This is a genomic window from Candidatus Villigracilis sp., assembly GCF_057083605.1.
On the sequence record NZ_JBXMTI010000045.1, the window covers coordinates 1 to 19635 of the forward strand.

General features: G+C 49.7%; 14 protein-coding genes and 1 tRNA gene. 5 read left to right on the forward strand and 10 right to left on the reverse strand.

Annotated features, from left to right (window positions below; genetic code table 11):
* Positions 1-226: 226 nt before the first annotated feature.
* Positions 227-355: a hypothetical protein gene (locus AC14M5_RS07390; protein ID WP_484029005.1), complete on the reverse strand. Its 129-nt coding sequence runs from the start codon at positions 353-355 to the stop codon at positions 227-229.
* A gap of 102 nt (positions 356-457) precedes the next feature.
* Here AC14M5_RS07390 and AC14M5_RS07395 point away from each other — a divergent pair.
* Both AC14M5_RS07395 and gyrA read left to right on the forward strand, forming a co-directional pair.
* Positions 458-544: transfer RNA gene (locus AC14M5_RS07395), tRNA-Leu, on the forward strand.
* A 254-nt stretch (positions 545-798) separates the two neighbouring features.
* Positions 799-3318, forward strand: a complete 2520-nt coding sequence (gyrA, locus tag AC14M5_RS07400; RefSeq protein ID WP_484029006.1) for a DNA gyrase subunit A — start codon at positions 799-801, stop codon at positions 3316-3318.
* Positions 3319-3494: 176 nt separating this feature from the next.
* Here gyrA and AC14M5_RS07405 read toward each other — a convergent pair whose 3' ends face one another.
* The 8 genes from AC14M5_RS07405 to AC14M5_RS07440 all read right to left on the reverse strand — a co-directional run bounded on the left by AC14M5_RS07405 (position 3495) and on the right by AC14M5_RS07440 (position 14290).
* On the reverse strand, positions 3495-3725 hold the full coding sequence (locus AC14M5_RS07405; protein ID WP_484029007.1) for a hypothetical protein: 231 nt from the start codon (positions 3723-3725) through the stop codon (positions 3495-3497).
* 26 nt (positions 3726-3751) lie between these two features.
* Entirely contained in the window at positions 3752-4546 is a 795-nt protein-coding gene (locus AC14M5_RS07410; protein WP_484029008.1) for a biotin--[acetyl-CoA-carboxylase] ligase, read from the reverse strand.
* A 125-nt stretch (positions 4547-4671) separates the two neighbouring features.
* The gene (locus AC14M5_RS07415) at positions 4672-5847 is read right to left on the reverse strand and encodes a peptidoglycan DD-metalloendopeptidase family protein (protein WP_484029009.1); all 1176 of its coding nucleotides are present in this window, start codon (positions 5845-5847) and stop codon (positions 4672-4674) included.
* A gap of 30 nt (positions 5848-5877) precedes the next feature.
* The gene (gene rho, locus AC14M5_RS07420) at positions 5878-7155 is read right to left on the reverse strand and encodes a transcription termination factor Rho (protein ID WP_484029010.1); all 1278 of its coding nucleotides are present in this window, start codon (positions 7153-7155) and stop codon (positions 5878-5880) included.
* Between the two features lie 238 nt (positions 7156-7393).
* The gene (gene cydD, locus AC14M5_RS07425) at positions 7394-11032 is read right to left on the reverse strand and encodes a thiol reductant ABC exporter subunit CydD (RefSeq protein ID WP_484029011.1); all 3639 of its coding nucleotides are present in this window, start codon (positions 11030-11032) and stop codon (positions 7394-7396) included.
* A 133-nt stretch (positions 11033-11165) separates the two neighbouring features.
* A complete protein-coding gene (gene cydB / locus AC14M5_RS07430; protein WP_484029012.1) occupies positions 11166-12188 on the reverse strand; it encodes a cytochrome d ubiquinol oxidase subunit II in 1023 nt (340 codons plus the stop codon).
* A gap of 69 nt (positions 12189-12257) precedes the next feature.
* Positions 12258-13670: a cytochrome ubiquinol oxidase subunit I gene (locus AC14M5_RS07435; RefSeq protein ID WP_484029013.1), complete on the reverse strand. Its 1413-nt coding sequence runs from the start codon at positions 13668-13670 to the stop codon at positions 12258-12260.
* Positions 13671-13801: 131 nt separating this feature from the next.
* Positions 13802-14290 carry an RrF2 family transcriptional regulator gene (locus AC14M5_RS07440; protein ID WP_484029014.1) on the reverse strand — a complete coding sequence of 163 codons (489 nt, stop codon included), beginning with the start codon at positions 14288-14290 and terminating at the stop codon, positions 13802-13804.
* A 536-nt stretch (positions 14291-14826) separates the two neighbouring features.
* Between AC14M5_RS07440 and lgt the strand changes: the two genes are divergently transcribed.
* Positions 14827-15894, forward strand: coding sequence for a prolipoprotein diacylglyceryl transferase (lgt, locus tag AC14M5_RS07445; protein ID WP_484029015.1), 1068 nt, complete (start codon positions 14827-14829; stop codon positions 15892-15894).
* Positions 15895-15944: 50 nt separating this feature from the next.
* Here the strand turns inward: lgt and AC14M5_RS07450 are convergent, their stop codons facing one another.
* Positions 15945-17132, reverse strand: coding sequence for a sulfotransferase family protein (locus AC14M5_RS07450; protein WP_484029016.1), 1188 nt, complete (start codon positions 17130-17132; stop codon positions 15945-15947).
* A 270-nt stretch (positions 17133-17402) separates the two neighbouring features.
* On the opposite strand from AC14M5_RS07450, the gene AC14M5_RS07455 reads away from it, so the two are divergent.
* Both AC14M5_RS07455 and AC14M5_RS07460 read left to right on the forward strand, forming a co-directional pair.
* Positions 17403-18044: an O-methyltransferase gene (locus AC14M5_RS07455; RefSeq protein ID WP_484029017.1), complete on the forward strand. Its 642-nt coding sequence runs from the start codon at positions 17403-17405 to the stop codon at positions 18042-18044.
* Between the two features lie 115 nt (positions 18045-18159).
* Complete coding sequence (locus AC14M5_RS07460) at positions 18160-19335, forward strand: MalY/PatB family protein (protein WP_484029018.1); 1176 nt, start codon at positions 18160-18162, stop codon at positions 19333-19335.
* Positions 19336-19635: the final 300 nt, after the last annotated feature.

The following is a 19635-nucleotide window of genomic DNA, read 5'->3' on the forward strand; positions in this document are numbered from 1 at the left end:
CACCAGAATATAATCGCTTATGGGCTCAACCCATCAACTGGTCGTGGACGCGTCGCAATTTGCACGATTGGGCAGCAAAGAAATCATCAGCACTATGTTGAATTACTTATCGAACATTCCACTAGGATAGTTTTCAATCTGGTTGAAAATTATCTTCAAGGTAATAATTATCCGAATTCATACACCCATCTAGAATTTAGCGGGGACAACCAGTATACTGCCGCGATTATTCGACCAAAGGAATCGCCGCATGTGCAACAACCTGACTCAAATCTCTCAATCCTACGAAGATCGTGCCGTCTTTCGTTGTGAACACAACACCTTTCACATTGCATGGGACAAGAGCGTCATTCATCTATCTTTCGATGAATTGTTCCTCCATGCATGGTAGAACGATCCATCTTATTGACATTCCACTTATTTGAGATAAAATACAACCCGCTGATAAAAAAGGCATGCCGAAGTGGCGGAATTGGCAGACGCGCTACGTTCAGGGCGTAGTGAGCTTACGCTCATGAGGGTTCAAGTCCCTCCTTCGGCACCAAAAATAAGACTCGCGAAAGCGGGTCTTTTTTCTTAACGGGAAAGGATCAAATCCATTGGCAGCATTGTTCCCTGACGGGTCAAATCTGCGTAATCTAGATAATCTGCGGATAAAGCCTGCATAAAACGGACGGGGGTGGTATAATTGCACTATAAAAAAGAAGCTCCTTCATCTAATGCGGACACGAAGTTTTCCCCCATCTTCGTGTCTTTTTATGCCAATTTGATACGTTTTTTCCAAATTTAAGGATATTTATGGCTGAAGAAAGTTTGATCGCAGGAAACGTTGAATCCGTAGACATTGACGCCCAAATGCGCTCCGCGTATCTCGACTACGCCATGAGTGTGATCGTGGCGCGCGCTCTGCCAGATGCCCGTGATGGGCTAAAACCTGTCCACAGGCGCATCTTGTTTGCCATGCATGAGTTGGGTATTCGTTCAAACTCATCCTACAAGAAGTCTGCCCGCATCGTGGGTGAGGTATTAGGAAAATACCACCCGCATGGTGATTCGGCTGTCTATGAATCCATGGCGCGCATGGCGCAGGATTTCTCCCTGCGTTATCTGCTGGTGGATGGTCAGGGTAACTTCGGCTCAGTAGATGGTGATGCCCCAGCAGCCATGCGTTATACAGAAGCGCGCCTACAGAAGATGGCTGAAGAATTGCTGGCCGATCTTGAAAAAGATACAGTGGACTTTGGCCCCAACTTTGACGACTCACTTGAAGAGCCGCTCGTTCTTCCCGCGCGTTTGCCGAATCTGCTGCTCAATGGGGCTTCGGGCATCGCTGTGGGCATGGCCACCAACATCCCGCCACAGAACCTGCGTGAGCTGGTTGGCGCGATCAATTACCTGATCGATAACTACGATAAAGCTGAAGATGTCAATGTTGATGATCTGATGAAGTTCGTGCTTGGCCCAGATTTTCCCACTGGCGGCATGATCGTCGGGACGGAGGGAATCGTCTCGGCGTATGGAACAGGCCGAGGCCGAATCGTGATGCGCGGCGTCGCTCATATCGAAGAGACCAAGGCTGGACGTTTTCAAATCAACATTACGGAGATTCCCTACCAGGTCAATAAGTCGACTTTGATCGAACGCATCGCTGAACTCGTGCGGGATGGCAAGATCGATCAGATTTCAGACCTGCGCGATGAGTCTGACCAGCGCGGTATGAGCATCATCATTGAATTGAAGCGTACCGCTCAACCCAAGAAGGTTCTCAACCAACTTTATAAATACACGGCTTTGCAATCCACTTTTGGTGTGCAGATGCTGGCGCTTGTGGATGGCGAACCGCGCACCCTGCCGCTCAAACGTATGTTGCAGATCTTCATCGAGCATCGCCAGACCGTGATCGTGCGCCGCTCTAATTTTGAGCTGGCAAAAGCGCGCGCCCGCCTGCATATTTTGGACGGTTACATGATTGCGCTCAATAATATTGAGAAGGTTATCAAGACCATCCGCGAGGCGGAAGATGCAGATGTAGCCAAGACCAATTTAATGCAGCGCTTCAAGTTGAGTGAATTACAGGCCCAGGCGATTCTGGATATGCAGTTGCGCCGCCTGGCGGCCCTGGAACGCTGGAAGATTGAAGAAGAGCACAAGCAGGTACGCGCTACCATTGATTATCTTGAAGACTTGATTGCGCACCCTAAGAAGATCCTTGCACTGATTAAAGCTGAATTGATCGAGCTGGCAGAAAAATATGGCGATGATCGACGCACACGCATTGCCGCCGAAGCTAAGGAAGATATTCATGATGAAGATCTGGTGGCGGATGAATCGGTGCTGATCAGCCTGACCGAGCGTGGATATATCAAACGCGTGGCCGCCTCTGCCTTCCGCTCGCAAAGCCGTGGCGGACGTGGTGTGATGGGACACACGACCAAGGATGAAGATGAAGTTGTAATGCTCATCCCCGCGCGCACGTTGAATACGATGTTATTCTTCTCGGATAAAGGCAAGGTATATTCTGAGAGGGTTTATCAGATTCCAGATTCAGACCGCGCTACAAAGGGTATTCCATTGGTCAATGTCTTGTCGCTTGATCCAAATGAAAAAGTAACAGCGGCAATGGCAGTCGGGAGTTTCTCCTCGGATAGCTTCTGCATGTTGATGACGGGCCGCGGCAAGGTCAAGCGCGTATCGATGGAAGAATTCGCATCGGTCCGCCCCTCAGGCTTGATCGCCATGTCTTTGGAAGAGGGTGACCAGTTAGGCTGGGCGCGCCTCACCTCTGGCAAGGATGAGATCATCATTGTCACTGAAAATGGACAGGCTTTGCGCTTCAGCGAAACCAAAGTCCGTTCCATGGGGCGTCAGGCCGCAGGTGTGCAAGGCATCCGCCTGAAAAAAGGTGATGCTGTCACCAGCATGGATGTAGTTGAAAAGGATGGCGCATTGTTGGTCGCTACAACCAAAGGCTTCGGAAAGCAAACCCCGCTGACCGAATATACGCCCAAGGGACGCGCAACGGGCGGCATATCTACAATTGACCAAAAGGCAATCGATGAAATTGGCAAGATCGCTGCCGCACGTGTTGTGCAAAAAGCCGATGACCTGACCATCATGACATCCAATGGCGTTACCCTGCGCCTCAAAGTGAAGGATGTAAAACAGTCAGGCCGTGCAACCAGAGGTGTGCATCTAATCAAGCCGCAGGAGGGTGATAGTGTGGCTTCCGTGGCGCGCATCTCAGCCGATGATTTGAAAAAGGCTGGCGCGCAAATCAATGAAAGTGAAGTTGTGGAAGAGCAGCCAAAGTTGGTATAAAACAAAACATGACTCGCTTAGAAATTAATCTTTCGCGGATGAGTTTGTTTTTAAGAGCAAAACGGGACGCAGATAAACGCAGAAAACGCTGATCTTGCTTTTTGTCAGCGAAAATCAGCGTTCATCTGCGTCCAAATGTAATTTTGGGTCTATTATGTTTTTCTTTAATTTCCCGACTAAAACCCAATCTTATTCGTCACCAGCAAACATAGTGCGCCGATGATGCAAACTGCCAGCAGCAGCATTACGGAAATCACGAACCGCTGCATGGAACTCATCCCTAAAAAGCGGCTTGAATTCCCTGCGCGGGGGGAATCTGTATCTGTCCCTGAGGCGGGTTGGAATTTTGCTTCATCTTCCTCGTAAAACGGTGTGGCTGCGGCATCATCACGGAGATTATCAAACATGGTCACCTCAATTTTTCACGAGTATATCACGCAGCGGGTCTCAGGCTCACATCCCCGAATCGGACGATAACGGAGTTGTTATGAGCATCTCGCAATCTTAAACTTCCATCCGATTCGAGGCCGATCAACTCGCCGACAATTGGCTCTTCAGACGATGTTTCGCTTCCTGCATAAACTTGAACCTGCTCACCGCGAAAAGCAAGCATCCTCTCCCAGGCGTTTATAAACTCATCAGTTCCCATTCGTTCGCGCCATGAAATGAATGCGCTCAAAATATCGAACAGAATTTCCTCACGGGCAGGTGGCTCCTTGCCAAGCTCAGCCTCAATGCTCGTTGCAGGGAATTGCAGCACATCAGCAGGCGGTACTGATGTTTTATATACATTGATCCCCATACCAATCACAAGCGAATCCACATCTGCACCAGACCAGACCGTTTCAACGAGAACCCCCGCTGTTTTTTTTCCATTCAGTAATATGTCATTCGGCCATTTGATGCGCGGAGCGAGACCAAGCTTGAGGCAAGAGTCTGCGATTGAAAGCGCCGCCAGGCCCACGGTCCGCGAGAGATGCGGGTATTGAGAGGGGGAGGGGCGCAAGATCAAACTAAAAGCGAGGGCACTACCTTTTGGTGTGAACCATTTTCGGTTAAGTCTGCCGCGGCCTTGTGTCTGTTCATCTGCGATCACAATCGATAGATCTTTTGCACCACCTGCCGCCCAAGCCAATGCTTCATCGTTGGTGGAACCGATGGAATCAAAATAGCGCAAGCCGCCGAGATTTAATCTGGAAAGGTGTTTCTTGAGGGAGGTTTCGTTCATGAGTATAAAAACGTTTCGTCATTGCGAGGAGGGCGCTCTTCCCGACAAAGCAATCCTCATCGCAATGTTAGAGATTGCTTCGCCGCCAAGAACAAGTGCGCGGCTCGCAATGACGAAAGTATTGGCTATTGAACAATATCATACGGGTTGATGTTGGTTCCACCCAAACGGATTTCAAAGTGCAAATGCGCGCCGAAGGAGTTACCGGTATTTCCTGAAAGACCGATCAATGTGCCCTGACCCACAGACTGACATACACTCACATTGATCTGACTCAAGTGGGCATAAACCGTTACATAACCATTGCCATGGTCGATTTGCACCACGTTACCATACCCATAGTTATAGCCGCCTTGCGCCATGGTCACAATACCTGTGCCGGCTGCGTAAACATTTGCGCCAACGTCAGCTGTAATATCAATACCAAGATGGCCGGGGCCATAGGCATTTCCAGATAGAGAATGCGAATCTGCTGGCCAACCGAACCCTGAACCCACAGGCCCGCCGCCGCACGCATTCCCACCAATTTCCGATGTGCCCGTACCAGCGCCTCTACCCGCAGTTTGCAGGTCTGCGGCCCAGTTGCGCAACTCGCGCGAACCGCCGGGGATCATCACCAGCGTGCCGGGTTTCACTGTGGGGTCGGTCAGGTCAATATCGTTGCCGGGGAAAGCAATGATGTCATCGGCGTTCACCTCCGACTCAACTGAGAATTCCTCTGCAACAGATTCAAAAGTATCACCCTCCTGCCACTCGTAATACAGCCCATCCACAGGTGGGATGGTTAATTCCATACCGGGCTTTAGGTTGTGCGGGTTATCTTCCAGTTGCGTATTGACGTAAAGAATGGATTCGGTCTTGATCTTGAATTCATCCGCGATCCTCAACATGGCATCACCGCGCGAAACGCGATAGACAACGGATTGATATCGCGGCCGTTCGGGGATTTTTGTTTTCAATTGCAGTTCGCGGAAGATGGATGAAATATCGCTTCCATCCACGCCGGCAATGGGTACCCCAACCTGGGGCTGACCGGGGTCTGATTCATTTGTCGGTTGTACAACTGGCGGCAGGGTGGTGGTTGGAAGCGAACTCTTATAAAGAATGGTTGAGCCCAGCAAGCCGACCACGATAATAATGGTCAAGACCCAACTGACGGCTGAAAAACGATCCACCTTGTTTTTGACCTGGGGTGGTGTTGCGGATGGCTCACTAACTGCCGCTTCAACTTTTGGTTTCCGTTTAAATTTTTGACCCAGAGTGGAAAAGAAGGATCGAATTTTTTCTAAAATATTTTTCATTCTTTATGGTGACGCAAATGCTGATTTGCGTTATGCATCCTTGGTGAGATTCTCAAGAAATTCCATATTATTTTTCGCGCGTTCCATACGAGTGAGGATGGCCTCAGTAGCTACGGAATTATCCATGCCTGCGCCCTGGGGCGGGGGGGAGATCATCTGAATGAACATGCGGCGCATCAGCCAGACGCGTTGCAACAGGTCTGGGCCGAGCAGCAGGTCTTCGCGGCGGGTGGACGAGCGTTCTATATCCACAGCGGGGAAGATGCGGCGTTCCTGCAATTTGCGTGAGAGGATCAATTCCATATTGCCGGTGCCTTTGAATTCCTCATACACCACATCATCGAGGCGGGAACCGGTATCCACCAGACAGGTGGCGATGATGGTGAGCGATCCGCCATCTTCCACGTTGCGTGCCGCACCAAAGAAGCGCTTGGGCGGGTATAACGCAGATGGATCCATACCACCGGAGAGGGTGCGCCCGGAGGGGTTGACGACCAGGTTATAAGCGCGTGCGAGGCGTGTGATCGAGTCCATTAGGATGACAACGTGACGGCCAATCTCAACCAACCTTTTTGCGCGCTCCAGAGCCAATTCCGCCGTGCGGACGTGGGAGGTGACGGGTTCGTCAAAAGTGGAGGCAACAACTTCCGCATCCACAGAGCGATCCATGTCGGTCACTTCTTCAGGACGTTCACCGATCAAGGCAATGATCAGGTGCACATCTGGATATTTAGTTGAAATGGAGTTTGCAATTTGCTTGAGAATGGTGGTCTTACCCGCCTTGGGAGGAGAAACAATAAGTCCGCGCTGGCCTCGGCCGATTGGAGTAATCAGGTTGATAAGACGAGGGGCCAGAGTATCGTGCTCAATTTCAAGGTCAAACCGTACTTCTGGGAAAATGGGGGTTAGGTTTTCAAAAATAACACGGCGGGAGACTTCCTGTGGCTCTATGCCATTGATCGATTCCACTTTGAGCAGGCCAAAGTGTCTTTCACTTTCGCGCGGAGGGCGTACCTGCCCGATCACAAGGTCGCCAGCGCGGAGGTCGTATCTTCTTAATTGCGCCTGCGAAACGTAGACATCCTGATCGCTAATGCGGTAATTTGTGGCCCGCAGGAAACCGATGCCTTCGCTCATGATCTCCAAAATACCGCCGCGCAGTTCAATGCCCTCCTTTTGCGCCTCCGCCTCGCGGATCATCATCGCAAGGGATTCTTTCTTTAAGCGGTTGAAATTTGGAATATTCAGGCTTTTGGCAATGCCGCGCAGCTTTGAAAGCGGTTCGTTCTCTAGTTCAAGTATTTTCATGTTGTGTTCTCTTATGGGGAAATGGAATGGGAATACAAAACTGATCAGCCTCCCTTTTGGCGGGCTGATGAATCCTTAAGAAGTTGTTGGAGAATTTGGGGTTGGAGTCAAGGTTATCGTTACGATTTCCACACGAATTGACATTGTATGTGTGGTGCCAAAGCAAATGTCGGTTATCAAATATCAGGGGAAGTAGTCAGATTATAGCACGCCCACAGATATGCCGCAAGCAGATAATTCAAGAATCGAGAATGCGATTCTGATACATCCACAAGCGGTGATACAAACCATCTGCCCGAACCAAATCCACATGTCTTCCGCGTTCCACAATGCGGCCATGATCCATCACGAGCATCTCGTCCATGTTCTCCATCCCTACCAAACGATGTGTGATGAGCAGGGATGTTTTCTTTTTCATCAAGGCAAACAAAGTTTCTAGCACCTGTTTTTCAGTCAACGGGTCGAGGTTGGCGGTAGGCTCATCTAGAATCAAAATCGGTGCATCTTTGATGATTGCGCGAGCAATTGCCAACCGCTGCCTCTCGCCGCCTGATAGGCGCAATCCCTGCTCACCGATCATTGTGTCGTAGCCTTTTGGAAGGCTCAAAATAAAATCATGGATTTGTGCATCCTGTGCAGCGGATTCGACTTCTTCTCTTGTGACTTTGCGGCGGGCGAAGCGCAGGTTTTCATAAATGGATGTGTTGAAGAAATAAGTGTTCTGGGAGACAAGTCCGATTCTTTCCCGTACCTGATCCTGATTCAGCTCTTTGAGCGATTCTCCGCTGAGAGTTATTTCCCCAGAACCGTAATCCCAAAACCTCAGCAAGAGATGCGCAAGGGTTGATTTGCCCGCACCGCTCGGCCCGACGATAGCAGTCGAAGTTGAAGGTCGAAGGTCGAAGGTCACGTTTTGCAGGGCAGGGGATGATTGGTTGGGGTAGGTAAAGGAGAGATTGTTAACAAGTAACGAGTTATGAGTAACAAGTTGTTTTTCCTTGTTACTTGTTCCTTGGCTCTCGTCTCTGATCTCGGGCTCCGTATCTACAACTTCAAATAATCGTTTCGCGGCTTCACGGGAGGAATTCCACATTTGGGCGGCTAGGGGTAATGGGGTGACAGCTTCGAAGGAGGCGAAGGTGAGCAATGTTAGTGAGGCTAGCATGGGGCCAGCGAGGTTGCCTGATGTTACTTGTAGAATACAAAGAAAGAGTACTGTCCATAAGCCAAGGTTGGTGAGCAGGGTGGATAGGCACGCGTGGAGGCCCGTCACGCGTGCCACGCGGCGTTGAGCATTTCCGTAATCAAGGCCATTGGATGCGATTTGATCCAGGCGTTCATCAGCGTGGCCATAGGCGAGTAAATCAGCCATGCCTTGGATTCCGTCTACGAGGCGGGTGTGTAAATCTCCACGCAGGGTGATGGTCTGCTCGGCGGGCTTGCGGCTGATGATTTGCGCGAGGATTGGGAGCACAAGGCCGAGGCTAAGAAAAAACATCAGGAAAACAGGAGCAAGTATCGGGTAGAAAGATGCGAGAAATATCGAAGTGAAAATGCCAACGATGGCAGCGGTCAACGGGGGAGAGACAACTCGAACGTAGAAATTTTCCAACGTTTCCACATCACCGATGATGCGGGCGAGCAAGTCCCCTGCGCGGAATTCCATCAGGCGGGCGGGGGCGAGGGGTTCGAGTTTTTCATAGAACCAGACACGCAGGCGAGAAAGCAAACGGAAGGTGACATCGTGCGAAACGAGGCGCTCGAGGTAGCGAAAGATGCCGCGCGTGATGCCGAAGAAACGCACACCGACGACAGAGACGCCCAGGTCTGCGACGGATGGATGCAATGCTGCGGTGGAGATGAGCCAGGCGGATGTGCCCATCAGCGCAACACTTGAGCCAATAGTGGCCGAGCCGATAAGCACGGAGAGGCCGACGCGATGCCAATTGCCGTGGAGGAAGGAGAGGAGGCGGGGGAGAATTTTTAATTTTTGATTTACGATTTTGGATTGACGATTGGGGTTCTCAAGTTGAGCGTTGAATGTTGAACGTCGAACGTCGAAGGTCACAGGTCGAAGGCTTTTAGTGACGTTTGACTTTTGACCTTCGACCCGTGAGTTCACCATGCTTGCATACATGCCATTCTTTTTGATGAGTTCGCTGTGCGTGCCTTGCTCGATAATGCAACCTTGATCGAGCACGATGATCTGGTCGGATTGGAAGATGGTGTTGAGGCGATGAGCGATGGTGATGGTGGTGCGGCCCTGCATTAACTTGTTTGTGGATTCTTCAAGCAGTGATTCGGTTTCAGGGTCAAGGCTGGAGGTGGGTTCGTCGAGAATCAGAATAGGAGCATCTTTGAGGAAGGCACGTGCGATGGCAACGCGTTGGGCTTGTCCGCTGGAGAGGCGGGCTCCGCTTTCGCCGACGATGGTTTCATATTTATCTGGAAGCGATTCAATAAATTCATGCAGGTGCGCAGCTTGTGCGGCGGCGACGATTTCTTCGTGAGTCGCGTCCGCTTTGCCAAGGTGGATGTTGGCGGCGATGGTGTCGTGGAAGAGGTGTGGGCGTTGGGGAACCCAAGCGATAACAGAGTGTGAATGGTAGGTTGGTGTGTTTGGAGAATTAGGGATAGGAGAATTGGAGACTGGAGACTGGAGATTCAGAAGTGGTAATTGGTAATTAGTAATTATTCGGCCCTCGGTGGGTTGGATGAAGCCGAGGAGGAGTTGAACGAGGGTGGATTTGCCTGCACCTGTTTTGCCGACTAGGGCGATGTGTTGGCCTTTGTTTATCTTCAGATTTATGTTTTGTAATGCTGGTGTAGTTTCATTTTGATAAGTGAACGAAACATTTTCGAAAGCAATGTTATCAAGCGTAGTTGCGACTTCAGTCGCTGGTTGACGACTAAAGTCGTCACTACGATTCAGTGGCGTATCCAGTATTTCATAAATCCTCTTCGCCGCTGTCGTGCCAGACATTCCTGCGTGGAATCTTGCGCCGAGAGCACGTAGTGGCATATAAAACTCTGGAGCGAGCACGAGCAGGAAGAGCGCAGGCTGGAAGTCCATTTTGGCGTAGAGCAGGCGAAAGCCAATCTCAACGGCAATGACGGCGGTACTGAGGGTGGCGAGCAATTCAAGCGCGAGTGCAGAGATGAAGGTGATGCGTAACACGCTCATTGTGGTATCGCGGAATTTTTCACTGACTTGCGCGATGGTGCGAGTCTGCGCTTTGGATTGGCCGAAGAGTTTGAGGGTGGTTAGGCCTTGCAGGCTGTCAAGGAAGTGTGCGCTCAACAAACGCAAGGTTTCGTATTGGCGCTTGGTGACGATCTCTGCGCCTTTGCCAATCATAATCATAAAGAAGGGAATCAACGGCGCGGTGAATAGAAGGATAATGCCTGAGAGCAGGTCAATGGGAAAAACAAAGATAAGAATGGAAAGAGGAACAAGAGCGGTAATTACTAATTGCGGAAGATATTGGCTGAAGTATGCGTCGAGCGCTTCGATGCCTTCCACGGCGGCGGCGGTCAGTTCACCTGTGCGCTGTTCGCGGGCGTAGGCGGGACCAAGTTTGAGGATGTGAGCGAAGAGTCGATTGCGTAAGTCTGTTTTGATTTTTATGGCGACGGCGTTGGCGGCGACTTCATTGAGCCAGCTTAGGAGGGAACGTCCGCTGATGGCAACGAGGATGAAGATCAGCGGACGCATCACCTGCGCGAGTACCTGCTTCTCAAGAAAGGCAGCATTGATCACGCTGCTGAGGAACCACGCCTGCCAAATGGTCAGCAACCCAGCTAAAAGTCCAGAGAGAACCGTTAAGAGGAGGGGGAAGCGAGTGTCGCGGGTGAGGGTTAGGAGTCGGCGGTGCATGGTTGAGTCAAAAGTCGAAGGTCAAAGGTCTAAGGTTATCAGGTTAAAAAGTTGAAAGGTTGAAAGAACATGCCCCTTCAACCTTCCAACTTTTTGTTTGAGAATTCGGATAGCAAGCTATCCGAGTCCAGAGTTAATAGACGAGGCTTTTCTTGTCTGTGCTGATGCGCTTGCGGAACATGTAGTAGGTCCAGCCCTGGTAGACGAGGACGATGGGGACGAAGATCAACGCAACAATCGACATGACACCAAGCGTGTATTGTGAGGATGACGCGTTATAGATGGTGAGCGACCAGGCGGGATTGGTGGTGGAGAGCATCACGTTGGGGAAGGTCATCGAGAAGAAGGTGACTTGAGTCAACACGATGTTGAGCGCGACCATTACGAAGGCCCAGCCTTCCATCTTGTTGTTAACGAAGTAGCCTGCAACGAGCAAGGCGGCAACAGCGGCAATCGGAATGATGCCAGGGTTGACGATGCCGCGCGCCCAGAAGCCAGCCAGGTAGGTGAAGACGCCGAGGGCAATGTAAAGCACGCTTGCGCCGATCCACAATTTCTTTGCGAAGGCATTGACGCGTTCACGGAGTTCACCTTCGAGTTTGAGGCCCAGGAAGTTCGCGCCGTGAAGCAGGAAGATGGCAACGGTAGTGAGTCCGCCAAGCAAGCCATAGGGGTTGAGCAAGGTAAAGAGATTGCCAGTGAACATCATATCTGCATTGATCGGTACGCCACGCGCAAGATTTGCGAAGGCGGCACCAAGCAAAAGCGCAGAGAGGAACGAACCGATGGAGATCATCCAGTCGAAGCGGTTGCGCCAGGCAGGAGAAGCATCCTTTGAGCGATATTCAAAAGAGATGCCGCGGATGATGAGGCCGACCAGCAAAAGGAAGAGCGCGAGATAGAAGCCGCTGAACATGGTGGCGTACCAATGCGGGAAGGCTGCGAAGGTCGCTCCGCCTGCTGTGAGAAGCCAGACTTCATTTCCATCCCAAACTGAACCGATGGAGTTGATGATGGCGCGGCGTTCTTCATCTTTTTTGCCGAGGAAGGGCAGGAGCATTCCCACGCCGAAGTCGAAACCTTCGAGGAAGAAGAAGCCGATCCACAGTACGGCGATGAGAATGAACCAAAGGATTTGTAGGAATTCGTATGACATTAATTATCTCCTTATAGAGTGCAACGACTCTGTCGTTACTTGCAAAGCCTGGAGACTTTGCACCCCACTTTAGTCTTGTGAACCAACGAGCACGGGAGTTGCATCAGTTGATTCGTTTACATCAACTGATTCGTGCATGGCGGCATCTGGGCCGGCAATGGCAAATTTCTTCATCAGGTAGACCATGGATACAGCCAGCGAGCCATAGACAGCGGTGTAACCGATGAGAGAGATGAGCAGGTCAACTGTGGTGAGATTCGGGGAGACCGCATCTTCCACTTTGAGCAAGCCGTACACGATCCAGGGTTGGCGTCCCATTTCGGTCAGGATCCAGCCGCTGGCGTTGGCAAGATATGGCAGGATGAGAATCCACGGGGCCCACTTCATCCATTTGGCTTTGGTGATGTCACCACGCATATTTGCCCAGACAAAGAAAGCCGTGATGGCGATCATTGCCAGGCCGAAAGCCATCATGATGCGGAAGGTCCAGTAGGTGACAACCATCAATGGGATGTAGTCGCCTGGGCCAAATTCCCGTTCATACTGCGCCTGAAGTTCGTTCACACCTTTGACTTCACAGGTAAAGTTATTGCAGGCGAGGAAGCTCATGGCGTATGGAATTCGGATGGACCAGACTTCTTTTTTGCCACTTAGGTCACCGATGGTAAGCAGGGAGAAAGAAGCGGGTTGTTCAGTTTCCCAAACGGCTTCAAGGGCGGCTAATTTCATTGGCTGTACTTCGGCCATGTATTGTCCCATGGTGTGACCGCCGAGGAAGATCAACACACCGGCGATGAGTCCGCTAACGGCGGCGATGGTGAACGAGCGTTTGAAGAAATCCAGGTTTTGTTTGCGGGCGATGTGGTATGCGCTGACTGCCAGGATCATAAAGGCGGCCATGGCTACGCCATCGGAAATGGTGTGCCAGAAAAAGACCCACCCCTTGGGGTTGCCGATCAGGGCGAAGAAGTTCACCAATTCAAGGCGTCCGTTGGCTTCGTTGTAGACAAAGGAATTTGCAGGCGGGGCTTGCATAAAACCGTTCGCCAGCAGAATCCAGAGGGCCGAAAGATTTGAACCGATGGCAACCATCCAGATGGAAGCCAGGTGAACTTTTTCAGGGACACGGCCTTCGCCGAAAATCCAGATTCCCAGGAATGTGGATTCCATGAAAAATGCCATCAGGGCTTCCACCGCAAGGGGAGCGCCGAAGATGTCACCGACATAGCGTGAATATTCAGACCAGTTCATACCGAACTGGAATTCCTGCACGATACCTGTTACAACGCCTATGGCAAAGTTGATCAGGAATAACTTACCCCAAAACTTTGCCATCTTGTTCCAGGTTTCATCTTTTGTTTGGTAATAACGGGTTTGAAAAAAAGCTACATACCAGCCCAGCCCCAAAGTCAGCGGGACGAAGAGCCAGTGATAAATAGTGGTCAGGCCAAATTGCCATCTTGATAGTGTGATCGGGTCCATATATTTGTTCTCCAAAAGGGATTATTAATTACATTGTGTTCATGTACTATGTTGTATGAATTGAACTCGATAATCGTTGACTCCTTTCCATGAAAATTTCTTCAAACATTTATCATTTCCCATTAGGCGGATTACGAAATACTAACGGGAATGAGTTTTTCGACAGGGATTGGGGCTGGTGAGTTATGGGTTGTTAGCTTGGTTTCGATCAAATTACCTTCTTCCACCAGTTGTTGAAAGGTGATGCGCCCCATTTCGTCACGCAGTAAATTCTTTAGTCGCACCCACTGACAGTGTACAGGGCATTTAATTTCAAACGGGCACTCGCCGGGTTTGAGAATGCAATCGGAAAGATAGAGTTCACCTTCAAAGTGTTCAACGACTTGCAGAAGGGTGATCTCCTGCGGAGCGCGGGCAAGGGTGATGCCGCCATCACGCCCTGCCTGTGTAACAATGAACTTTCCGCCTGCCAACTCTGCGACAATGCGAAGGAGCAACTGCGGAGGAATGAGCATTTCACGCCCGATCTCAGAGCTTGAAAAGCGCTTGCCAACTTCCTTTTTGGAAAGGGCCAGAATTACTCGAACGGCGTAATCGGTTTGTCTATTGATACGGAGCATGATCTTTTCCAGTCATATGTTTAGTGTGGGAGTCAACGTTGACGGCTATTGTAAGAATATGCTCTCTATTTTGGATGTGTAATATGTCACAATGTAAAATGACATTTGTCCTTTATTTTCTACACAGCGAACGATATTTATTACAAGATTAATCGAGGCTATTTTTGGTTTGAGACGCAGAAATTCCTACTATGGTTATTATTAATCCCATCTCTGCTATACAAACAACTAATTCCCGTCATTGCGAGGGTGTCTTGTTCGTGCCCGACACTTGCGCCGTACGCCAGTGCGGTGAGCAATCCCAACCACAATTCTGAGATTGCTTCGCTACCAAAAGGCAAGACCGGCAGCTCGCAACACTTGCGCCGCACGCCAGTGCAGGTGTGACGAGTGTAGGTAGAGAATTGATCCATAGCTACATAGAAAGAGATTGAAAATCTGTCACATTTGTGTCATCCATGGAGAGGGGTTTCAAATTAGGAATTGTTTCTTTGAGATGCGATATAATCGCAAAAACTTAACTCATGAGGTAATACATGATAGACCCCGTAATTTTTTCGTTCAAATTGTTTAATTGGGAAATCGTCCTGCGCTGGTATGGTGTGCTGGTGATGCTTGGCGCAGTTGCAGGCGCGTGGTGGGCCGAGAGGGAGATCAGGCGCCGCGGTGAGAATGGTGAAGTGGTCTGGGATGCGATGATCTGGGTTTTGCCGATTGGCATCATCGGCGCGCGCTTATGGTATGTGGTCAATAACATGTTGGGCGGTAGTACTTACTATAATGAAAACCCGATAAAGATTCTGTACGTTTGGGAGGGCGGCCTGCATTTCTTTGGCGGTCTGCTTTTTGGCGTGATCACACTTGCCATCTTTTTGAAAAATAGCGGCAAGGATGTGTGGCTCTTCCTGGATGCGCTCGCTCCTGCGACTTTACTCGGCCAGGCCATTGCGCGCCCTGCAAATTTCATCAATCAGGAATTGTATGGCCAGCCGACTCAACTTCCGTGGGGCATTTCGATTGATGCGGGTCATCGCCTCGCTCAATACGCGGACCTGAGCCAGTTCCCAGTCGAATCAACTCGCTTCCACCCGACCTTTGCCTACGAAATGGTCTTGAATTTTCTGATCGTCCTATTCCTATGGTGGCTTTCCCGCCGCTATGAAGAAGATTTAAAGCCGGGCGCATTATTCAGCGCATGGTTGGTGCTTGCAGGGCTTTCACGCACCTTCATTGAATTCTTCCGCCCAGACCAGCCTCGCGTCGGCGAATCCTTTGTCAGTTACACTATGCTGATTTCATTCTTGATGGCGGTTGCTGGTGTCGTCATGCTGTTGGTGCGTTATGGGAAATTACAGCTCGCCATGGCCGAAGGCTGGGAAGATGAGTATCAGATCACGTCGCCTAAGAAGAAGCCCCGCACACGTGCCAAGTCCTTTTCTGAGGATGTGTCAGATATGGATGCTGAGATGGTCACCAGACCTGTGAAGAAAAAGACTGTTGCAAAAGCACAGACACCAGCCAGGAAAACGGCTGTAAAGAAAGCACCGGTTACATCGTTCCCGAAGGGGAAGAAGACAACAACAAAACGTAAAACCGAGAAGTAGTAATACAAAAAGAGAGCGCCGCGCGGCGCTCTCTTTTTGTATCAAATTTCTTACATATCCAATTCAATGCTTTTTACTGGAATCAGATCTTCGCGGGTATCAAATTCAAAGCGATTGAATACATTGGCATACAGTTCTACGATCTGTTCGCGGGTGAAGCCCATTTCTTCCAGTGAATAGGAATGGTCACTTTTGAAAGCCAGGGTTTCCTTGACAGCCTGGTCAATGATCACGGGCAAGCCGGGTTTATCAGGATAGCCGAATTGTTCGTAGAAATTGCGGATGACCATCTCCGGGCGTTGGATCAAGTCGTCGTATTTCATGATCAGGTGTCGGGGAGATGGATGCGCATCCAAATATTGGATAGGATGGCTGTACCAGTGTCTGGTCATGTCCACGATCTCATTTACGTAATGATACCCAGCTTCTGGTTCAGTGAATTGACGGCGCGCGTAGTTGATCCATGAAATTGTGGAGGGCAGCATATCCAGCGGATTGCGGGCCAGGTAGATGATGCGCGCCTCTGGGAAGAATTCAACCAGCGTTTCGATCTTCGCGCTAAAAGCTGGGTTCTTCGCCACGAAATATTTTTTGCCCGTCGCATACATATGCCTTTGCAGCATGGATTTATAAAACGTCATGATGCGTTTTTTATGTGCGGGGCTGAGGGCCTCGTCGAAATGTTGATAATTCGGCATTTCGTCCATGAACGGGAAAAGGAAGGTAACGAAATAGCCATCCCAAATATGCAGGTGGATGTTTTCGTCCTCTTCAGGTTGAAAGAAAGAAATGGGATGGATTTTTATTTTGCCAAGTGTGCGGCGGTCGAATGCGTAGAGCAGACGATGCAGAGTATTATTGAAATATTTTTTATCAAGCCACGAAAAGAATTGTGTGATCTTCTTTTGCGTTACCGACGGCGTCAGATAAATATCCCAAGTGGTCAGGCTGGTGAAGGTTTCCGAATCGCGGGAGAGCAGGCGGTGCAAAAAGGTTGATCCGCTGCGCAGGTTGCCGAGGATGAACAACGGTTTTTCGATGGGATAATTTTTATAGTCGGGGAATAGGATGTCATCCAGCCAGAAACAAAACCAATGGACGAGCGTGCCGAGGGGCCAGACCAAATAGAAGAGAGCGAGAAAGAGAAAGCGTTTGCGGGTAAGCTGGGCGGTGGTGTTTTTTGATTTGAAAAATGATCGGTAGAACGTACGCCAGAAAAGGCGAAAGTTATATTTCATTCAGGGCGGGATCCTTACATGCTGTGCTGTGCATTTTCTGTTTGTATTGAAGAGCCCAGGTGCGACCTTCTTCGCTATTCTATCAGCAAATGATATTTTGTGATTAACGCTTTTTGAAGAAATTTTGACAAAAAACATCGCCTCATTTCGACCTGAAACCTGCTTCGGTTTTCTGAATCATTCGCCTGGTGCGAGTGCGCCGCACCCCCTCGCCGCCTCAACATGGGAGTAAAATTCAATTCTCGAAACCAAATATTCTTTGGAGGTAGCATGAGCGATTTATTGACCTATCAGTCTGCACAGGATTATCTTACTACCCTCGTCCCGCCGCGTGAGAAGGAAATGCAGGAGATGGAAGCCTACGCCGCGAAACATGACTTTCCCATCATCGGCCCCGCCTGTGGATATTATTGTTATCAACTGGCGCGGATGATTAATGCAAAGTCCATATTTGAATTAGGTTCAGGGTATGGATACTCAACCGCGTGGTTTGCAAAGGCGGTGAGAGAAAATGGGGGTGGCGTGGTACATCACACCGTTTGGGATGAAGACCTGTCTCAATTGGCGCGCAAGCATTTGTCAGCACTGGGCAGCGATGACCTTGTCCAGTTCCACGTCGCAGAGGCAGTGGAGACTTTGCGTAAAACGGATGGACCCTTTGACATCATCTTCAATGATATTGATAAGCAGGCCTATCCAGAGTCATTGCCTGTAATCAAAGAAAAATTGCGCAGCGGGGGATTGTTAATCATCGATAACATGCTCTGGAGTGGACGAATTTTTGATAAAAAAGATGCGTCACCTGCAACCGAAGGCGTGCGTGAATTTACAAGAAAGATCACAACTGATTCAGACTGGATCGTTTCCCTCACGCCGATGCGCGATGGAATGATCGTGGCGTATAAAAAATAGAAAAACATCCGTCATTGCGAGGAGGGCGTTCTTCCCGACGAAGCAATCTCTCTCGGGATCTAGGAGAATGCTTCGGGCTAGTGCCCTCGCAATGACGGAAATCACAAGAGGATAAATGACCAACTTCAACGTAATCCCAGATCGCCGCAAAAACATCAACTTCTCAAAATGGACTTATGTCCCGAAAGATGTGCTGCCCATGTGGGTGGCAGATATGGACTTTCAATCCCCAAAACCGATCTTGAATACTTTGCACAAAGTAGTGGATCATGGCGTGTTTGGATACGAAATCCCTGGCAAGGTCTTACAGGAAACGGTTGCCGCACGTATGGAGAGGCTATACAACTGGAAGGTGAGGCCTGAAGCTGTGCTCACCGTCACCGGTATTGTGAGCGGATTCAGTGTTGCCGCACGCGCTTTTTGTTCTCCGAAAAAAGGCGTGGCTATCCAGACACCGGTGTATAACGAATTCCATGAAGTCAAGACTAATATTGGTGTTCCGCAGGTGGATATTCCACTGGTGAAGAGTGTGGATGGAAACATCCTGAGCTACGAAATCGACTGGGATGTGTTTGAGAAACAGGTGAAAAAAGCGCGGATGTTCTTGCTATGCAATCCACATAATCCGCTTGGTATTATTTTTTCCCGCAAGGAATTAACCCGTATGGCGGAAATCTGCATCAAGCACAAAGTGTTGATCGTTTCAGATGAGATTCACTCCGAGCTATTGCTGGATGATAATACATTCACACCGATGGTGAAGATTTCATCTGAGATTGCCAAGCATACAATCACTTTAGTTGCTCCATCCAAAACCTTCAACGTCCCCGGTCTGTTCTGCGGATTTGCGATCATCCCAAATAAAGAATTGCGTGAACCCTTTGAAAAGGAATTGACTCACTTACGCTTGCATGTGAGTAGTATGGGCTTGCACGCCGCGAATATGGCCTTCTCCGGTCAATGTGATGGCTGGCTCAGAGAACTCCTCCGATATTTGGCTGGCAATCGCGATTTTCTCGTGGATTATGTAACGAAGCACATGCCAAATGTCCGCACCACAATTCCAGATGCCACATATTTAGGCTGGCTGGATTTCACACAAACAGGCATTAAAGGCTCTCCCTACAAATTTTTCCGTGAAAATGCAAAAGTGGAATTAAGTGATGGAAAGATTTTTGGCAGGGAAGGCCAAGGGCATGTACGCATTAACTTCGGCACTTCACGAAAGATTCTTCAGCAAGGGCTCGAGCGGATGAGGAAGGCATACATTCTCATCAATAATTTAATCTAGGTTAATACCATATTTTGGTGTGTCATGCTGATGGCGTTCTTTGCCCGAAGCATCTCTGACACCGTAAACGTAGACCCTTCGGTCGCGAAGATCACGCTCCCTCAGGGTGACACGGTATTTTTAAGATGAGCACAAGTTAAACAAAAAGACGGATGAGAGTTTACTCATCCGTCGGGTATTTATATATCGGGGAAGCAACGATATTGCAACCTTCATCTCGTTTGGGGGAACGTCTGGCTCTAAAGCTGGGCTTTAACCAGGTTGGAGCATTTCGGTCTTCCCGTCTTTATGTATTTCAGG